Below are 16148 nucleotides of genomic sequence, written 5' to 3'. Positions count from 1 at the left end.
CCCACGCTGGACCAGGTGCTGGCCCGGGCCATGGCCAAGGAGCGCGAGCAGCGGTTCGGCAGCTGCGTGGAATTCGCCGCGGCCGTGCAGGATGCGTTGCACGGGCGGCCGTCGGCGGAAGCTGCGCGCACGGCGGAAACCATTGTGGCGCAGGGGTATCCGACCCCATCGCAGCAAGCTGCGGCGGCGCAGCATTTCACGGCACCGCCCACGGTAATCGGTGCCGGATCGCCTATGGTTGCGCAGACCCCTGCAACGGCCATGGCTTCGATGCAAACTCCACCCGGATCCCTTCCGGCAGCGGCGGTTCCGCCGGGATCGGTTCCGGCAGGAGCGATCCCGTCCACCGCGATCCCCGGCACCCCGTTCCCGCCGGCACCTCCACGCAAGGCCAGCGGTCGCGGCGCTCTGATCATCGGACTGGGATCCGTTGTGACGGTGCTGGCGCTGGCCGTGGCGGTTGTGATGTACAAGGTGTACGACTCGGCCCATCCCAGTTGGAGCAGTGACGAGCAGCGCATCGCCGCCGCCTTCCCGAAACTGGTGCCCGGCAAGACGAGACAGCCCGGCTGGCACGACACCACCTGCGATGGGTACTCCGACAGCCATGAGAAGGCAGCGATCTCGTGCGTCAGCGCGAACAAGGATTTCTCCCTCACCCTGCGCTATTTCGACACCCCCGAGGCCGCAGACCAGGATTTCCAGCTCCCCGGTCCCGGCAACAACGCGCTGTACACGCACGAACAGCTGCGCATCGAAATCCACCCCGACGTCCCCCGAACCGATGACGCTGATTTTCACCGACCCCGGCAATCAGCGCAGCAAGATCTACACCGGATTCAGCATGGATTCCGACCGCAACCGGTTCACGGTGGAAATCGAGCACGAGACCCCCTCCAACGACGATCAGAAGCTGTCCCTCTGGAAGTCCATGCCGCTCGGTAAGTGACGCACGTCCGCCCCGAAGGCGTTCGCGCAGTTCGCTGTTGAGTTGTGCGGCAGCGTCGAGCAGGGCTGATGGGACCGCCACCAGCTGTGTGCGCCAGGACGGTGCGGCGGGTGGCTGCCGCGTCATCGATCCAGACGACGGAGATCGTGGCGGGAAGTACCAGGACAGCCGATTCCGGAACAACGGTGAAACTCAGCCCGGCCGCGACCAGGCCCGGTTTTGTAACCCAGTCCCTGGCGATGTGGCCGACAGCCGGCTGCCAGGGGGCTTGGTGCCACGCGCCCAGCAGCGTGGTGACCGGTTCATCGCTACCGGCGATCCAGCGTTCGTCCCGCAGCGCCGAGACCGGCGTACTCGAGTCCAGGGCCAGCCGATGGTCCCGGTGCACGGCGATGTTCCCATTGAACCACCAAGAAACACCGAGGCACGGACCTCATCAACGCAGTCACACCACACCACCTGGCCGGGCCATCCGACGCCGGTATATCCAGGAGCTCCAGAATCGTATCTACCCGCCCCGGACGGCCTTCGAATCGAGGTGATCATCAGTGTCGAAGGTGACTTCACTCTGATCGAAATCCCAGCACACCCAGAAGAACTCAAATCCTTCCCTCATGCACGGAGCGCTCATCGGGGCAAGAGGGCGTCGCCGATGTAGAAGCACCCAGCAATCGGTATGTGCGGATGTCCTGACCCGCAGGACATTTCGCCACTCCGAGCAGCGCCTTATGCGGCATCATCGGACGTGTTGCGCCGCAGTCGTCGCCGGTCCGCATTGCGCCCGACCACACGGTCTCCTGTGGTGGGACTGTGTTCGGCTCAGCGTCCCGGCACATCGGCACCGGCCGTGACGACGCTCAATTTCATATGGAAGTAACTTGATTGGCGCCGAGCTTTCGGTATTGTGACAGGTACTGATCGCGAGTCGCTGGATGGCCCTCTACCTGCCCTCCATGCCCGAGACCGCTGGTCGGTTTTCTACGTCATTCCCACTTGATGTTCGCCGCTGCCCGGCAACGGGGCCTCATGGTGGCTGCGGCATGTCGTGAAACCACTTCGGAGGACGTGTGTCCAGCGTGATTGAGCCCCAACTCTCCTTCTCTACGGTCGTACCCCGCGAGCATGTGCATCGCTCGGCGATCAGCGAGGTCTTCCTGACCGACATTATCTGCGAGAAATATCCGCGCTTCCGGCTTGGGATTCAGCTGCCGCGCACCCACGGTTACTACGGTGACCACGCCATATCCGGCTCGCCGGGCTACGACCCTCTGCTGCTGCTTGAGTGCTCGCGCCAGGCGTCCATCCTGATTGCCCACCGCTATGTCGGCGCCGAGATGGATCAGAAGTTCATCTTCAACACCGGCGCTCTGCGCGTCACCGATCCTGCCGGGCTGTCAGTGCGGGATCACCCCGGTTATGGCAATCTCGACGCCGTCATCGTTGCCGAGAAGAGGCGCGACGACGTGGTCATCGGCATCGACCTGGCGGTCGAGATCCAGATCGACGCGCGATTAGTCGCCACGATGGACATGACCATCCAGTGGATGCCGGGCGAGGCCTGGAGCAAAGTGCGTAGTCGCGGCCGAGCCCGGCTCGACCTCACCGCCTCGGTGCCACACGCCATATCCCGGCGCATCGCACCGGAATTCGTTGCGCGCCGTAACCCGGACAACGTGGTTATCGGTTCGGTCACCGGTGATTCTCAGGAGCTGCTTGCCGAAATCATCGTGGACGAAACGCATCCCGGCCTCTTCGACCATAAGCTCGACCACACTCCGGGTGCAGTGTTGTTCGAGGCGTTCCGTCAGACAGGCATCGTCACCGCGCAGGAACTGTTTGGCCTTTCTCCACAGAGGTTGGCGCTAACTGCGGTCAGCGCTACCTTCCACCGATTCGGCGAACCAGAATTGGCCACCTACGCCCGCGCTCGGCCGCTGCCCACCACCGGTGACCTGGCTGTCGAGTTCAGCGTGGAGGTACTCCAGAACGACACCGTGATCACCGAGGGCATGGTGGCACTGCGCCGACTCGGCCTGACCGGGCAGCCACTGGCCGGAGTCGGCGCGTGAGCACGGTTTTCCTGGACTTCGGCGGGGTGCTTTCCCCGCCGATCGAGGACCTGTTCACCGACTACGAGCGCAAGACCGGTATCACGCCTGCCGACCTGAAGTGGGCAATGCGGCAGGTGGCCGATCAGCTCGACGTCGAGCCGCTGGCCCCGATCGAATTGGCCATGATCCCGGAGACCGAATGGGTGGACCGGATGCACGCGGTGCTACGTGCCCGGGATCCGGGCATCGATCTGAGCCGAAGCGAGCGGGCGTTCGGGAGTCAGTGGTTCGCCGGGCACCAAGCGAATCCGGCTATGCGTGGGCTGGCTTTCGACCTGCTGGAGCGCGGTCACCAGGTCGGCATCCTCACCAACAACGTAGTCGAGTGGGAACCGGTTTGGCGGCGGATGGTCGACCTCGATGACGTGGTCGAGCTCGTTGTCGATTCGTGTCGGGTCGGGGTCCGTAAACCGGATCCGCGCATCTTCGAGGTCGCCAGCACCCGAGCCGCAGTGGCATCCGAGGGATGCCTACTTGTCGACGATCTGGCCGAGAACTGCGCCGCCGCAGTCGCTGCTGGTTGGCGTGCGGTGCAATTCCGTGATGCGGCACAAGCAATTTCGGAATTGGAACAGTTGCTGCACCGGCCGGTCGGTGCCGGTGTCGACAGAGGGGAGCGGATATGACCGAGGCGCAAATGGTGGCACGGGCCGCATCCCCACGGATCGCCGAACGTCGGGGGCTGTTGTTGGCTGCGGTGCTGATCGCAGTGCTGGTGGTGCCGACTGGCGTGTCCGGCACAGGGGTGGCGCTTCCGCGGATCGCGGAAGATCTGGGTACCGCACCTGGCGCCCTGCAGTGGGTGGTCAACGGCTTTAACCTCACCTTCGCGGCGTTCAGTTTGGTCGCTGGGTCGATCGCCGACCATCTCGGGCTGCGGCGAGGATTCCTGTGCGGCACGGCCGTCTTCTTCATAGCGTCGGTACTCAGTGCTATTTCGCCGGCAATCGTGGTGCTCGATATCGCGCGCGCATTGGCGGGAGTCGGCGCGGCCACCATCTTCGCCTGTGGGGGCGCGCTGCTTTCCGCGCAGTTCGAAGGTATCGCTCGGACGCGGGCATTCGCCCTATTCGGCACCGTCGCTGGCATCGGCCTAGGCTTCGGACCGTCGATCTCGGCGGCGGCGATCGCATTGGTCGGCTGGCCCGGAATGTTCCTCGTGAACGCCGCGCTGATTCTGATGGCGTTTGTACTGGCGGCCGCCTGCGGCATCTGGGATGTGGTCGCGAAGAACCGTCCGGCAATCGACTTCCGTGGCGCGGCACTGTTCGCCTCCGGTTTGGCCCTGATTATCGCCGCTATTGTGCAGTCCAACGCCTGGGGGTGGACCAGCCTGGGCACGCTGGGGCTCGCGTTGCTCGGGGTCCTGGTTCTCGCGGCATTCGTAGTAGCACAGCGGCGCACCGCGAACCCGCTGCTCGACCTGAGCCTGCTGGGCAACCCCGCGCTGCTCGGGCTGCTGCTGGTGCCAGTGGCCGGTGCAGCCGGATTCGTGGCGCTGCTGACATATCTGCCGACCTTCTTGGCTGTGGCGTGGGGCATGTCCACCGCCACCGTCGGTGTAGTGATGCTGATCATGACGGTGCCGGTGGTCGTTGCGCCTATCGTCGCCGGGCGGCTTGTCCACCAGGGAGTTTCGTCCCGGATGATTCTCACTGTTAGCGTCGCGCTGTACGTCGCAGGCACGGTCTGGCTGACGACCGTCGGGGTGCACCAGAATGTACCTTCGATCGTCGGGCCGCTGCTATTGCTGGGCGCTGGTTTCGGGCTCGGCGTCGGTCTGGTGGACGGGCAGGCGATCGGCTCGGTGCTACCCGCTAAAGCCGGGATGGTCTCCGGGTTGGTCTCCACGGTGCGGCTCGGCAGCGAGGCCGTTGTGGTGGCCGTGTACGGCTCGGTGCTGGCCACGCTGGTGAGCGGCCGGGTACATCAGGCGTTGCCCGACGCGCTGGGCAGCAGCGTGATCGACAAAGCGTCCGCCGCCGCCGCCGCCGGCGATCTGTCCACCGTCGACCACAGCGTCGACACTGCGTTGTTGGCCGAGTCCTACAGCGCTGCAATCCATCCCGTGCTCTGGGTGCTTGCCGCCCTCTGCCTCGTTTTCGTCCTGCTGGTCGCGGTGTTGCTGCGGCCGGTGGCCAACCCCGAGGACTAGTCATGACTGTTTCGCTCCCCACTCGCGTCCGCGTCACCGACATCCCGAATCTGGATACACCCGAACCGTTCGTCCGCTGGCTACCCAGCGCAGGTGACCTATTCGAGCGGATCCAATTGCCCAGCGGGCACACTGCCGTCTGTCTCAGTGACTACCACGACGTCCGGGCCCTGCTGTTCGATGACACCGCCAGCCGGGCGTTATGCAATGTCGACGGTGGCCCCTCGTTCATGCCGACCAACTGGGCGCCGCAAGTGCAGATCAACCTCGACGCACCCGTGCACGGTGTGATGCGCCGGTTCGTCTCGCACGAATTCAGCGCCCGCTCGATGGCGGCCTGGACGCCGACCATTGAACGATTCGCCACTGTGGCGTTTGATCAGCTGGACCGTGCCGCGCAGCCCGATCTAGTTCGCGACGTATTCCAGGTGGTACCCGCCCAGGTCGTTTGCGCCTTGCTCGGTGTGCCGCAGGAACGGGCCGCCTGGATGAACCCGCTCGGGCGGATCGTCCAGTTCGCCGATCGTGACGACATCCCCGGAATCGAGTCGTCTTGGGTGCAGCTGTGGGATTGGGCGGCGGCACTAATCGCTGGCGAGGCTGAACACGACGACACCGGCCTGGTCGCCGTGTATCAGAAGCGAGCTGCGGCACCGGAATTCGCCGATGTCGACGACGGCCTGCTCCAAGGCACGGTGATGGGCATCATTCTGGGTGGTGACAACAATGTCACCACCATGCTCACCAAGACGGCCTACGCTGCACTGGCGCATCCGCCGCTGTATCGGCAGGTGGCCGCGGCGCCGCAAATCTATGTGCCGAAGCTGGTGGAGGAGATCTTGCGTCTGATGCCGCTGGGCACCCCGGGTGCTTTTCCGCGGCAGTTGCTGAATCCTCTGGTGACCTCGTTGGGTACGCTGCCGCCGGGCAGCATCGTCTACCCGTACGTCAACGGCGCGAACCGTGATCCGGCGGTGTTCCCGGACCCGTTACTGATCGACCTCGACCGGCCGTCGAACAAGCATCTGCAGTATGGCTACGGGATGCACCGATGCATGGGGTCGGCGTTGGCGCAGCTGGAGTTGATTACGGTGCTGACAGCGCTGTTCACAAGGTATCCGGAGCCGGCGCTCGCCGTGGCCCCGGAGAACGTGCCATGGGACTTCGGGATCGGACTACGTCGTCCGGCTGCATTGCCCGTGACGGTGTAAGTACAGAAAGGAGCAAAACATGGTGCAGCGATGTGAGGTTGCGGTGGTCGGCGGCGGACCCGTCGGCATGCTGCTCGCGGGTGAACTGGCCAACCATGGCATCGACGTCGTGGTGTTGGAGAGTCGCGGCGCGGTCAGCGATCAACCCAAGGCGGGGACCTATCATGCGCGTGCCATCCAGACCTTGGCCCGCCGCGGCATCCTCCGCTTCCCGCGGGGGGAGACCGATCATCACGCGATCGTGCGGGAACCGTTCCAGTTCGCCGGGTTTCCGTGGCTCACGTTGCGCACCCGGGCGATCGAGGGTCCGGTGATGATCGGGCTTCCGCAGGCGGATCTGGAGCGGGCACTGGGAGATCGGGCCGCCGCTCGAGGTGCCGACGTTCGTCGTGAGCAGACTGTTACGTCATTGCGGCAGAACGACATAGTGGTGGAGCTCGACGTGCTGGGCAACGACCCGCTGCAAGCGGAGTATGTGGTGGGCTGCGACGGTCCGCGCAGTGTCGTTCGCGAATCCGGCCGGTTCCCGGTCGTCGAGTATCCACCAACCATGCGAGCCATGCTCGGGATGGCGCGGTTGCCGCATCCCGAGCAGATGCGGCCCGGTTGGCAGCGCACCCCACGCGGCTGGACACTGTTGAACTTCAACCGATTCGGGTCCAGCCGCATCATCACCTTCGAATTCGACCGCCCGGACCCAGACCGTAGCCGACCCGTCACCGCTGCGGAGTTCGCCGGGGCTGTAGGCCGCATCGTCGGTCACCATGTCGACTTGGAGAATATCGAATACACCAGCAGATTCAGCGACTTCAGCCGGTTAGTCACCGAGTATCGGGATAGGCGGCTGTTCGTTGCTGGCGATGCCGCGCACGTGCACTACCCGCTTGGCGGGCAGGGACTCAATGCGGGTCTGCAGGACGCGGTGAATCTCGGCTGGAAGCTGGTGTCGGTGCTGCGTGGTGCAGACCCGGTCCTTCTGGACAGCTACTCCACCGAGCGGCAGCCGGTCGCCGCGCAGGTGATCGAGAACACGCGGGTGCAGTCGACACTCATGAATCCGGCGCACGTGCATGATCCACTGCGCGGGTTTGTTCGTGACTTGCTGAGCAATCCGGACGCGCACGATCGGCTGGCCGATATCGTCAACGGCAATGCGCTGGCCTACCCGAGCGCACCCGACGACGGGCCATGGGCCGGTGAGTTCTTTCCGAACGTCACCGTACCTGTCCGCGGACTCGGGCCTCGGACAATCGTCGAGTTACTCACTGGCGGTCGTGGCGTGCTGCTGATCTCGGAAAGTGAAAATGCCACGGGCGGAGTCGATTCGGTGCCGCCCCTCGTCGATGTCGTGTTGGTGGACTGCCTGCCTGAGGACATGCCGCCGGTGGTGCTTATCCGGCCCGACGGGTACGTCGCGTGGGCGGGACGCTTCGAAGCGGTGACGGAGGTACCGATGTCGGTGTCAGGCAATGGCAGGGCCGGGCTGGTCTCGGCCTTGGCCTACTGGTTCGGCGGTATATCTGGGCCGGCCCGCCCGCAGGTGGCGGCGGCGCGGCCGGACGGCGAAGGGTGATCCTGCCCAGACATCCGTGCTTGCAAGCATGGCCGAGCCCGTGTGAGGCTGCAAGCAGCGCAACATGATTCGAGTGAAGGCGGGGTGCGCTCGCTATCACTGCGCGTATGACGAACTTGCGCGACGCTCACGGGTATTGCATGCCGATCAAGCGGTCCACAATCGGCCGACAGCGGGGCCGCGTTCGATGCAGTCGGTCCACAAAACGCCACTCTACTGGATTGGCGAGGGCCTCTCGTCGCTGGCACCGAACTTGCCTGCTCACATCTACATTCGCAGTAGGTCGAGTCGGAGGTGGCTCGATCAAATGTGAGCCGAACAACGACCCAAGTGAGCGAGCAATCTACCGGCTCGCTGCTGGCAACGTTGATGCGAACTTCCGAATATAGTACCGCCCCAGACCGGGCGAGGCCCGGTCTGGGGCGGTACTCGGCTTCGGCCGTCCGAAAAAGATCCGGGTATGGGGGCGGGGCCAGCACATCGACACGCGAAAATCCGGTTGGAGGGATTGCTGAGCCTTCACTTCCGCTTTGCTGAATCGCAGGCTGCGCTTACCTGTTCATCGATTGGGGTGCCGCGGCGATTTGTGGAGAGCAGAACTACCGTTACGGCTGTCGCCGCGAGTAACAAGGCGATATAAGCAGAGAATGCCGCGGGGTGCCCATCCGTCGCATGTTGCAGCATCGGAGCGGTTCCCCCGAAAGTCGCGACGGTAATCCCGTAGGGTAGCGCCTGCCCGAGAGCTCGGTGCGGCGGAGGTAAAATGCTTGCGATCATCGCCGGGAATACCGAGCACGGCGCCGCTAAGCCTACATGGCCAATGACTATCACTAGCCAATACGTCACGATATCTGCACGCTCGAGCAAATGCTGCAGCGGCACGGTCGCCACCGCCATTGCTGCTGCACCGTAGAACAGCAGTTTTCTCGCTCCGACGCGATCGGCGAGCAGACCGAAAAGGGGAACAGCGACAATGAATACCATGGTCGAGGTGACACCTACGAGTAGGACGGAACGGTCTCCCAGTTTCAACACGCCGATGCCATAACTGATCGGCGCCGCGGTCCATACGTAATACGCTGCGGTCACTCCGGCGGTGAGGCCTATCACCGAGACCATCGGCTGTATCAATGTGCGGCACTCCCGCCAAGGTGAAAGCGTCGAGCCATCCCGACTATGAGTCACGAACTCAGCGGTCTCGGTGAGCCGCGTCCGTAGAACGAAGAACACCACCGACGCCAAGCCACCTAGCAGGAAGGGAATTCGCCAGTATCCTGCGGAGACGGCGTGTGCACCAACTCCGGCTACGAGTACGACCGCGACCAGGTTGGCGATCAGCTTTCCCATTCCTCCGCCCATGTAAACCATGCTCGAAAAGAGATTTCGTTTACCACGTGGAGATATTTCATAGAGATAGGTTTGTGCTACCGGGAGCTCACCTCCCTGGGCCAGACCGAGCAGTAAACGCCATAACAGCACCAACGCTGGCGCGGCAGCCCCGATCGCGGAAGCGCTCGGGGTCGCCGCCGTGCCGAAACTGGCAAAGCCGGCGAGAGCGATACATAGCAGCATCGCAGTGCGCCGGCCGTGGCGGTCGGCGACGCTGCCGAACAGCACGCCACCGATCGGACGCACCAAAAACCCGACGGCAAATACGCCGAATCCGTACACTACGGAACGCTCGACATCGCCACCGAAAAATGTTGGTGCAAAGTAGTTAACCAACAAGGCGTAGAGAACCCAATCGTACCCTTCCAAAGCGATACCAGCATAAATGGAAATCAGCTGGTTCTGTCGCTCATTGGTCACACGCTATCTCCGAAGATTGCTAGAGTGACAGTCTTCGGCAGTCCCGCAAATTCGAAAGTATCTTGCGGCTGTGGTGCCTGCTCCAATCCGCGTATCACTCCGGCCGGGAGGTATCTCGGTGCTTCGGACAGCCATGCCAGCACCCGACGCGTGCGGGTGTGCAGCAGAGCTGCATATCGGCCGCTTGCGTGGGCCAAGGATCGTAATGCGAGGCCATCCATAGAATCTTTGGGATCACCGTCGTAGCCAGCTACTCGCTGGGATATTCCATGTATAGTGCGACCGTTACCGAAACTGGCATAACGGAAGGCGTAACGAATCTTCGCGTAAACACCGTCTGGTCGAATCATGCGCCATTCGCCGGTGCCGACGGCATCTTCGTCGATATTATCCAAGACGTCGAGGAGGGTCGCGGTGTCAGACAATCTAGTCCCCATGGAGAGGAGCTCGGTCAGGGTCGGGTTCGATTCTCTCGGGTATCCGTGAAACTCGGCAGCTGCGGGGGCATAGTCCCGTGTCGGAAACCCTAAGCTGTCGAGATCCCATGTCCAGCCGATCGCCTCCGGTGGCGGGGGTGGGTTGTCTTCCTTGGTGCCGAGCCAGACCATCACTGCATGCACTTGTCTGCCAGGACCGAGAATCGGCCTTGCATATGCGAGTTTGGTCCCTGGCGTTAGGTCAACCAGCGACTGCGAGTCCTTAAGGTTGTCGACGACGACCTCGACGAGCTTTTGAACCATGGTCAAGGACTTGCCGCGAAACACATTAGGCAACGGCCGCCACTTGCGTCCCCGTGAACCAGCCGCGATCACGGACAGCGAGCCCGATAGGGTATCGATAATGAACCACTCTCCGTCATGCATTCCAGGCTCCCCGGTCACCTATAGACCACTCTGTAGGCAACCGAGAAGGTCGCATGTCGCTGGCAGCACTTACGAACTCGTGGAAGCTGTATCGAATATAAATCGATGTCTGAACCGGCAACAGTCATGGTTCCCCTCCTGGCGTGATAAACAAAGGCAGAATTATCCGCCTCACTGCAATGCAAATACCTTCAGGCAGCGAACAGCAGTAATATGCCCCGGTACACGCTAGATCTTATATATCCAAAGTTAATAACTCGGCCACTTGATGTCAAGGTGATCAGTGAGGGCTAGATCACATTATCTGGGCGGTCTGACCGCTAGCGCACGTCCGGTCGGCGTGCAGGCGCCCCATGAAAGCGCCCTGACCACGAAATCTGTTGTTGCGCACGCGAACCGCGGGGAATTGAACCCCCACAGGGCTCCCGCCTGCCGTTCTGCACTGATTCGGCCGACGCCCTCACTCGCCCTTTCTGTATAACCGCAGGCAGAAACGGGTGACGTGACATACTGTCCGTGCCCGGAGGGGGAACTGACCCATATCCCCAACCTTGTTTATGCTGCTGACCTGCAGATTCCTTGAATGTCGCGGGTCGCGGGGCACGGGACAGCGCAACTGCTCCGCATCACAACCCAGAGATCGTTCACTTGAGAGCGATCGTCACCGTGTTGAAACGCGGGATAGTTCGCCGAAATTTGACGTGCGAGGACGGGCAACCGGAAATGCAGCTCCGCTGCTCCCGGCCGGGCAGACTACCGCTCTCGGATATCCAAAATCCCGCGCAGCACTCGTTCCCGCATCTCCTGCACCTCCTCGTGATCCACTGGCCGGGTGGTTACTTCCGCAGCGGAAGGGCCTATTTCAATCAGTGCATCCAAGAGTTGCTGCTCTGTGGGACTTGTTGTCCGCACAAGCCGATTCAGGAATTCATCATCCAGTTCTTGCAGGCGATTACGCATCTCGGCGCGCTCAATTCTGCGTTCAAGTCCCAGATTCGAGATTCTGAGACCGAGATCAAGCAGGGCTGGAACATAGCTCAGCCCTCGAATTACACTGCCCGCGAGGAGACCAGCACTACCCACAGTTACATAGGTTATGACTTCCTGCCAGGGGTTCACCGTAGCAGTGCTCGAGATGGCCAGGGATTGGCGCGCTGCAACTTCAGGTGGGACAAGGTGAAGGGTGCGGTATCCACTCGAGTCCGATGCCGTACGAAACCGGCAAGCGGAGACCGATCCTGCGTGAGCCCAAGGCCGCGGAGATGGTCGAGGCCATCGACTACGACTTCGCCAGGTTCGACGGCGGGCACGGCCTGTGATGGCGACGCCGGCGCAGTGAATCCACATAGGTACATGGAATGCATTGTCTGGCTGTGTGTTTGCGCTCGATGCTCCGACTTCCGCGGTTATTGCGGCCGTGCCGCAGCTTCTTGGATGAGGTGCAGCAGAGCTCGAGCAGCGGCCGGCGTGAGGTCGGGGCGATCCTTCGGGACGACGACTCTAAGCTCCGTTGATCTCGCGCTGTCATGCGATAGGCGTGTGAGCGTCGACCGGGCGGTCCCGACCGAGGAGTCGACCGGGCGAACGTTCCGCATAAGGCCCCTTCTGATCGGCGTGGTGAGCGGGGCCGTATCCCAGATTGAGTGAAGGCCTCGACCGATATCGCAGAGCTGGAAAGGCTTCCGTGATATGACGGTCCATGACTCGCCGGGCCGACGTGCCGGTTTCTTAGGATTCTCTCAGCTGAACCCGAATTGAACCCCCACGGGGCTCCCACCTGCGGTTCCGCACTGATTCGACTCGACACCGTCACCCGACCTTCCTGCATAACCGCAGGTAGAACGGGTTACGTGACGTACTATCTGTGTCCGGAGGGGGTATCGACCAGTACGCCAACCTCCTGCAACACCGAAAACTGCTGGTCATCGGCAAATAGCGCGTGACGGTTCTGGTCCGGTTGCCGCAGGTTCGTGCCCCGGCGGGGCACTATAAGGATGGGACCGGTTCTGACCGGCGGTTTCCTGGGGAACGCTGATAGTCGAAGAAAAGTTCGCGCACTTGGGATGAGGGATCGTCCTGGAGCTGAGCCATGTCCGTCGAGCAGCCGAGCCTGACGGTGGTCTCGGTGCCCGCGTTCGGTGACTATCGGTGGGTAGGGTGCTGCCCGGCCGTCAGGTAGCCCGAGTCGCGTGCGGCGGTGCTTGCCAGGGGTGCGAATACGTACTGGCGCAGCGCGATACGGTCGGGGGTGAGCGCAGGGAAGGTTCGGTATGAATGGTGATGGTGGGGCGGCGGCGTACGAGCGTGCTGAGGCGTTGACGCGTGCGGACCGTGCGGCGGAGGCGGAGCCGGAATATAGGGTGGCGGCGTCGGCGGGGCATGTCGGTGCGATGCGGACGTTGGGCTTGCGGGCTGTCGAACGTGACGATGAGTCCACTGCCGAGACGTGGTGGGTGCAGGCGGCCGCGGCTGGGGATGCGAAATCGATGTACAACCTCGGGTTTCTGAAATCCGAACAGCGGCAGCTCGCTGAATCGGAACGCTGGTATCGGGCTGCGGCGGGGGCTGGGAATGCTGACGCGGCATTCAATCTGGCGTTGCAGCTGGTTGAGCGAGGGAATAGAGAGGAGGCAGTCGAATTCTATGCGCAGGCCGCCGAGGCGGGGATACGAAGGCGATGAGCAACCTCCGCAACCTGCTGTCGGAGCTGGGACGGGACGAGGAGGCCGAACGGTGGTTGCGGGTAGCCGTCGGCGCTGGTTCCGGTACGGCGATGGCCAACCTCGGCTCGTTGTACTTCCGGTGCGAGCGGGTCGCGGAGTACGAAAAGTGGTGGCGTCGTGGGGCCGCGGCGGGCGATGTCACCTCCATGTACAACTTGGCGGTGGTCCTCGAGATACGAGACCGAGACGAGGCAGCGGAGTTCTTTCGCGCCGCCGCCGCGGCCGGCCCCCCGTATGCCGCGGAAAAACTGCAGGGGCTGCTGACCGGCTGGACACGCAGCGGCGCGCCGTACATCGCCGGGATCTTCTGATCCGCCGGAACCGGTGCCTGCCGGGTCGACTCGAGGTGGCCGATCTTGTCGTCGACGTTCGCGACCGGTGCCGGTCAGGTCGATTCGTGGACCGGACGATCAGCCCCGGATACACCCTGCGCGTGACCCGGCCGTCCATGTCTCCCTCGACAACCCGGGCCGGCGACGCGGGCCGCGATTCTCTCGCTGAGGTTACGGATCTCTGCGGCGAGGGTGTCGCGGCTCTTCGTGTCCGACGCGCTCGGACCGTCAGGTCGCCGCACCTTCGGGGCTGATCGTGCATTATGGCCGCCGTGGTGACCGCGATCGGTGATCGATACCGGGTTCTGACCGACAAGCAGTGGGAACTGTTGGAGTTGCTGCTGCCGAAATCCAAAGGGCACGTGGGCCGTAACTTCGCCAACAACCGCTTGGTGGTAGAGGGGATGTTGTATCGGCTGCGCACCAGCCTGCCGTGGCGGGATTTGCCCGAGCATTTCGGGCCGTGGTAGACGGTGTGGAAACGGCATCGCCGCAATGCCGCCGACGGCACCTGGGATCGGGTGCTGACCGCGTTGGTCGCGTTGGCCGATAGCACCGGCGACCTGGATTGGGTGGTCTCGATCGACTTGCTCCTTGCGAGCGCCCCTCCGCAGTGACGCGTTCGAGCAGGCTGCTGCCCAGCTCCAGTCCGGCTTTGCCGGATTCGTAGTTGGCCGCCATGTCATGACCGGGCTCCGTCGGCAACGCGGGCGAAGCGAGCGGCGGCCATCTCGTCAATGGCCGCGGGTCCGAAGACCACGCCATGTCCTGCTCGGACGGCTAGCGGCGGGAGAGCGCGCTCTTGCCGACGCCAGCCCGCTTGGCGACCGCCGCCATCGACAGCCTGCCGTGGCCGTGCTCGGCGAGTTCGTCGAGCACGGCCTGGGTGATCGATTTGATGGTCTCGGGCAGGACACCTGGCGAGGCTGTGGCGTCCACCGTTGGCAACGCCAATGCGGACATGGTTATGCGGCGTCCCGATGCGGACGTTCGAGTGTGTTGCGCGCGCGTTCCAGTACCTGTCGCGGCTCGAAGTGGTCGGCCTGCCATGAGTCGGTGCCGATGCCCACCTTGCCGCGCCAGGCGCGCACGATCTTGGCGTGCACCGGCCATCGCACGAATCGGCGCATGTCCTCTTCCGACTCCCACACGGTGATCGATCCGCCGCGCCGCGCGGTCGGCCTGCCCCATAGCCACAGGCCCACCGCGCCCTGCATGACCGGCCAGGTGTTCCCGAGCTCGTGCCCGATCTCGTAGATGCTGCGGACTTCCTCGTCGGACCGGGCCAGGAAGTCGGTCACGCTGACGAACACACGCCCGGAAGCGTCCTGGCGCGGACCGGGTTTCCACGGCATGAGCACGATGCCGTCCGCGAATGGCTGTTCAGGTATCTCAATAGTACGCATGTGCTTATAGTAATCAAGTGCGTATCATTATGGGAAGGTGTGGTTCGAACTCAGCTGATCCGCGCAGCAGACTGGTAGGGCTGGTCGAGGACGGCGGGGCGTTCACTGCCACTTCGAAATCAGCTCCGCCGATAGGGATTCCGCCGATCACCCTGGGTTCGCCAGTGAGGTCACAGCGTCTTGGGTGAGGTGCAGCAGGGCGTGAGCTGCGGCCGGTGTGAGGGCGGGAAAGACATTCGTGATATGGCGGTCGACGATCCGCCGGGCCCATGCTGGTCTCTCACGGTTCTCTCAGCTGAACCCGTATTGAACGCCCACAGGCCACCGCCCGCGGTTTGGCGAAACGTCGAACCGTGTTGTGCCGCAGGTTGCTCTCGCCGATAGTTCTTTCATGGCGGAGAGGTTGGCTCTGGTTATCGCATCCGAGTGTGCGGAGTTTCCGCGGCTCGGGTTCACTGGTGAGCTGGCCACGGCGCTGTACACGGTTTTCACCACGGTCGGTCATTGGCTCCCGATCGGGGATGGCCCGGTGCTCGACCCCACGATCACCGAACTCAAGCGCTGCATCAGGGCGGCGTTCGGACATGCGGACGAGCTGGCGGCGACGCTGTTGATCGCCTTCATCGGTCACGGGTTCACCACCAACGACGACGATTTCTATCTGCTTGCCGCGGATTCGGCACTGCCACTGGATTCCGATTCCGGTTTTCACCTGGTCAATGTCGTCGCCGAACAATTGGGTACACGATCGCTGGACGGGTTGATCGTCCTCGTCGATGCGTGTGAGGCGGGAACGGGTGCGCTCGGCGCCGGAAATCGCTGGGTGCGGATGCTGGAAAAGTCCGCCGGGCGGATGGAATTGCTCGTCGCTTCCGGTGACGGCAATGCCTACGACGGATGCTTCAGCCGAACTCTGTTGCATACTTTCGATATCGGCCTACCGGGTAGCGGAACGAATTTGCTGTGCGCCGACCTCACACCGGAGCTGAACAGCGCGTGTCAGCGGCAGACCCCAC

16 protein-coding genes and 1 pseudogene are annotated in these 16148 nt (G+C 63.2%); 11 read left to right on the top strand and 6 right to left on the bottom strand.

Annotated elements, in window-relative coordinates; genetic code table 11:
- Positions 1-945, top strand: a pseudogene (locus ACWEO2_RS43340) (hypothetical protein); the annotation flags it as partial.
- Here the strand turns inward: ACWEO2_RS43340 and ACWEO2_RS43335 are convergent.
- Complete coding sequence (locus ACWEO2_RS43335; RefSeq protein ID WP_452410710.1) at positions 867-1337, bottom strand: LysR substrate-binding domain-containing protein; 471 nt, start codon at positions 1335-1337, stop codon at positions 867-869. The pseudogene ACWEO2_RS43340 and the gene ACWEO2_RS43335 overlap by 79 nt on opposite strands.
- Positions 1338-2016: 679 nt before the next feature.
- Between ACWEO2_RS43335 and ACWEO2_RS43330 the strand changes: the two genes are divergently transcribed.
- Genes ACWEO2_RS43330 through ACWEO2_RS43310 form a run of 5 tightly spaced genes read left to right on the top strand, consistent with a single transcriptional unit; the run spans position 2017 to position 7999 of the window.
- Positions 2017-3018 (top strand): AfsA-related hotdog domain-containing protein, encoded by a 1002-nt coding sequence (locus ACWEO2_RS43330; RefSeq protein WP_452410709.1) that lies wholly within the window; start codon positions 2017-2019, stop codon positions 3016-3018.
- Positions 3015-3686 carry an HAD-IA family hydrolase gene (locus ACWEO2_RS43325; RefSeq protein ID WP_452410708.1) on the top strand — a complete coding sequence of 224 codons (672 nt, stop codon included), beginning with the start codon at positions 3015-3017 and terminating at the stop codon, positions 3684-3686. Before ACWEO2_RS43330 ends, ACWEO2_RS43325 begins: the two co-directional genes overlap by 4 nt.
- A complete protein-coding gene (locus ACWEO2_RS43320; RefSeq protein ID WP_452410707.1) occupies positions 3683-5215 on the top strand; it encodes an MFS transporter in 1533 nt (510 codons plus the stop codon). The genes ACWEO2_RS43325 and ACWEO2_RS43320 overlap by 4 nt, the downstream gene beginning before the upstream one ends.
- Positions 5216-5217: 2 nt before the next feature.
- Positions 5218-6426 (top strand): cytochrome P450, encoded by a 1209-nt coding sequence (locus ACWEO2_RS43315; protein WP_452410706.1) that lies wholly within the window; start codon positions 5218-5220, stop codon positions 6424-6426.
- A 19-nt stretch (positions 6427-6445) separates the two neighbouring features.
- Complete coding sequence (locus ACWEO2_RS43310) at positions 6446-7999, top strand: FAD-dependent monooxygenase (protein ID WP_452410705.1); 1554 nt, start codon at positions 6446-6448, stop codon at positions 7997-7999.
- Positions 8000-8518: 519 nt separating this feature from the next.
- On the opposite strand, the gene ACWEO2_RS43305 is transcribed toward ACWEO2_RS43310, so the two are convergent.
- From ACWEO2_RS43305 to ACWEO2_RS43295, 3 genes are all read right to left on the bottom strand, one after another.
- Positions 8519-9808: an MFS transporter gene (locus ACWEO2_RS43305; protein WP_452410704.1), complete on the bottom strand. Its 1290-nt coding sequence runs from the start codon at positions 9806-9808 to the stop codon at positions 8519-8521.
- Positions 9805-10671, bottom strand: a complete 867-nt coding sequence (locus ACWEO2_RS43300) for a GAF domain-containing protein (protein ID WP_452410703.1) — start codon at positions 10669-10671, stop codon at positions 9805-9807. Before ACWEO2_RS43300 ends, ACWEO2_RS43305 begins: the two co-directional genes overlap by 4 nt.
- Before the next feature lie 753 nt (positions 10672-11424).
- The gene (locus ACWEO2_RS43295) at positions 11425-11790 is read right to left on the bottom strand and encodes a hypothetical protein (protein WP_452410702.1); all 366 of its coding nucleotides are present in this window, start codon (positions 11788-11790) and stop codon (positions 11425-11427) included.
- Positions 11791-12941: 1151 nt separating this feature from the next.
- On the opposite strand from ACWEO2_RS43295, the gene ACWEO2_RS43290 reads away from it, so the two are divergent.
- The 4 genes from ACWEO2_RS43290 to ACWEO2_RS43275 all read left to right on the top strand — a co-directional run bounded on the left by ACWEO2_RS43290 (position 12942) and on the right by ACWEO2_RS43275 (position 14343).
- A complete protein-coding gene (locus ACWEO2_RS43290; RefSeq protein WP_452410701.1) occupies positions 12942-13352 on the top strand; it encodes a hypothetical protein in 411 nt (136 codons plus the stop codon).
- On the top strand, positions 13349-13705 hold the full coding sequence (locus tag ACWEO2_RS43285; protein WP_452410700.1) for a hypothetical protein: 357 nt from the start codon (positions 13349-13351) through the stop codon (positions 13703-13705). Before ACWEO2_RS43290 ends, ACWEO2_RS43285 begins: the two co-directional genes overlap by 4 nt.
- Before the next feature lie 293 nt (positions 13706-13998).
- Positions 13999-14196: a transposase gene (locus tag ACWEO2_RS43280; RefSeq protein ID WP_452410699.1), complete on the top strand. Its 198-nt coding sequence runs from the start codon at positions 13999-14001 to the stop codon at positions 14194-14196.
- 3 nt (positions 14197-14199) lie between these two features.
- Entirely contained in the window at positions 14200-14343 is a 144-nt protein-coding gene (locus ACWEO2_RS43275) for a hypothetical protein (RefSeq protein WP_452410698.1), read from the top strand.
- 163 nt (positions 14344-14506) lie between these two features.
- On the opposite strand, the gene ACWEO2_RS43270 is transcribed toward ACWEO2_RS43275, so the two are convergent.
- Together ACWEO2_RS43270 and ACWEO2_RS43265 are read right to left on the bottom strand one after the other, a co-directional pair.
- Positions 14507-14680 carry a TetR family transcriptional regulator gene (locus tag ACWEO2_RS43270; protein WP_452410697.1) on the bottom strand — a complete coding sequence of 58 codons (174 nt, stop codon included), beginning with the start codon at positions 14678-14680 and terminating at the stop codon, positions 14507-14509.
- Positions 14681-14691: 11 nt separating this feature from the next.
- Positions 14692-15132: a hypothetical protein gene (locus ACWEO2_RS43265; protein WP_452410696.1), complete on the bottom strand. Its 441-nt coding sequence runs from the start codon at positions 15130-15132 to the stop codon at positions 14692-14694.
- Between the two features lie 391 nt (positions 15133-15523).
- Between ACWEO2_RS43265 and ACWEO2_RS43260 the strand changes: the two genes are divergently transcribed.
- A partial coding sequence (locus ACWEO2_RS43260; RefSeq protein ID WP_452410695.1) for a hypothetical protein occupies positions 15524-16148 on the top strand: 625 nt, incomplete at its 3' end.

Source organism: Nocardia sp. NPDC004278, assembly GCF_053602975.1.
This window is presented reverse-complemented; position numbering and strand designations above follow the sequence as displayed.

What these genes read in the sequence shown, in the direction of transcription:
- ACWEO2_RS43300 (WP_452410703.1), bottom strand. Translation starts at nt 10,671, where the DNA reads ATGCATGACGGAGAGTGGTTCATTATCGATACCCTATCGGGCTCGCTG.
- ACWEO2_RS43320 (WP_452410707.1), top strand. Translation starts at nt 3,683, where the DNA reads ATGACCGAGGCGCAAATGGTGGCACGGGCCGCATCCCCACGGATCGCC.
- ACWEO2_RS43310 (WP_452410705.1), top strand. Translation starts at nt 6,446, where the DNA reads ATGGTGCAGCGATGTGAGGTTGCGGTGGTCGGCGGCGGACCCGTCGGC.
- ACWEO2_RS43265 (WP_452410696.1), bottom strand. Translation starts at nt 15,132, where the DNA reads ATGCGTACTATTGAGATACCTGAACAGCCATTCGCGGACGGCATCGTG.
- ACWEO2_RS43285 (WP_452410700.1), top strand. Translation starts at nt 13,349, where the DNA reads ATGAGCAACCTCCGCAACCTGCTGTCGGAGCTGGGACGGGACGAGGAG.
- ACWEO2_RS43290 (WP_452410701.1), top strand. Translation starts at nt 12,942, where the DNA reads ATGAATGGTGATGGTGGGGCGGCGGCGTACGAGCGTGCTGAGGCGTTG.
- ACWEO2_RS43315 (WP_452410706.1), top strand. Translation starts at nt 5,218, where the DNA reads ATGACTGTTTCGCTCCCCACTCGCGTCCGCGTCACCGACATCCCGAAT.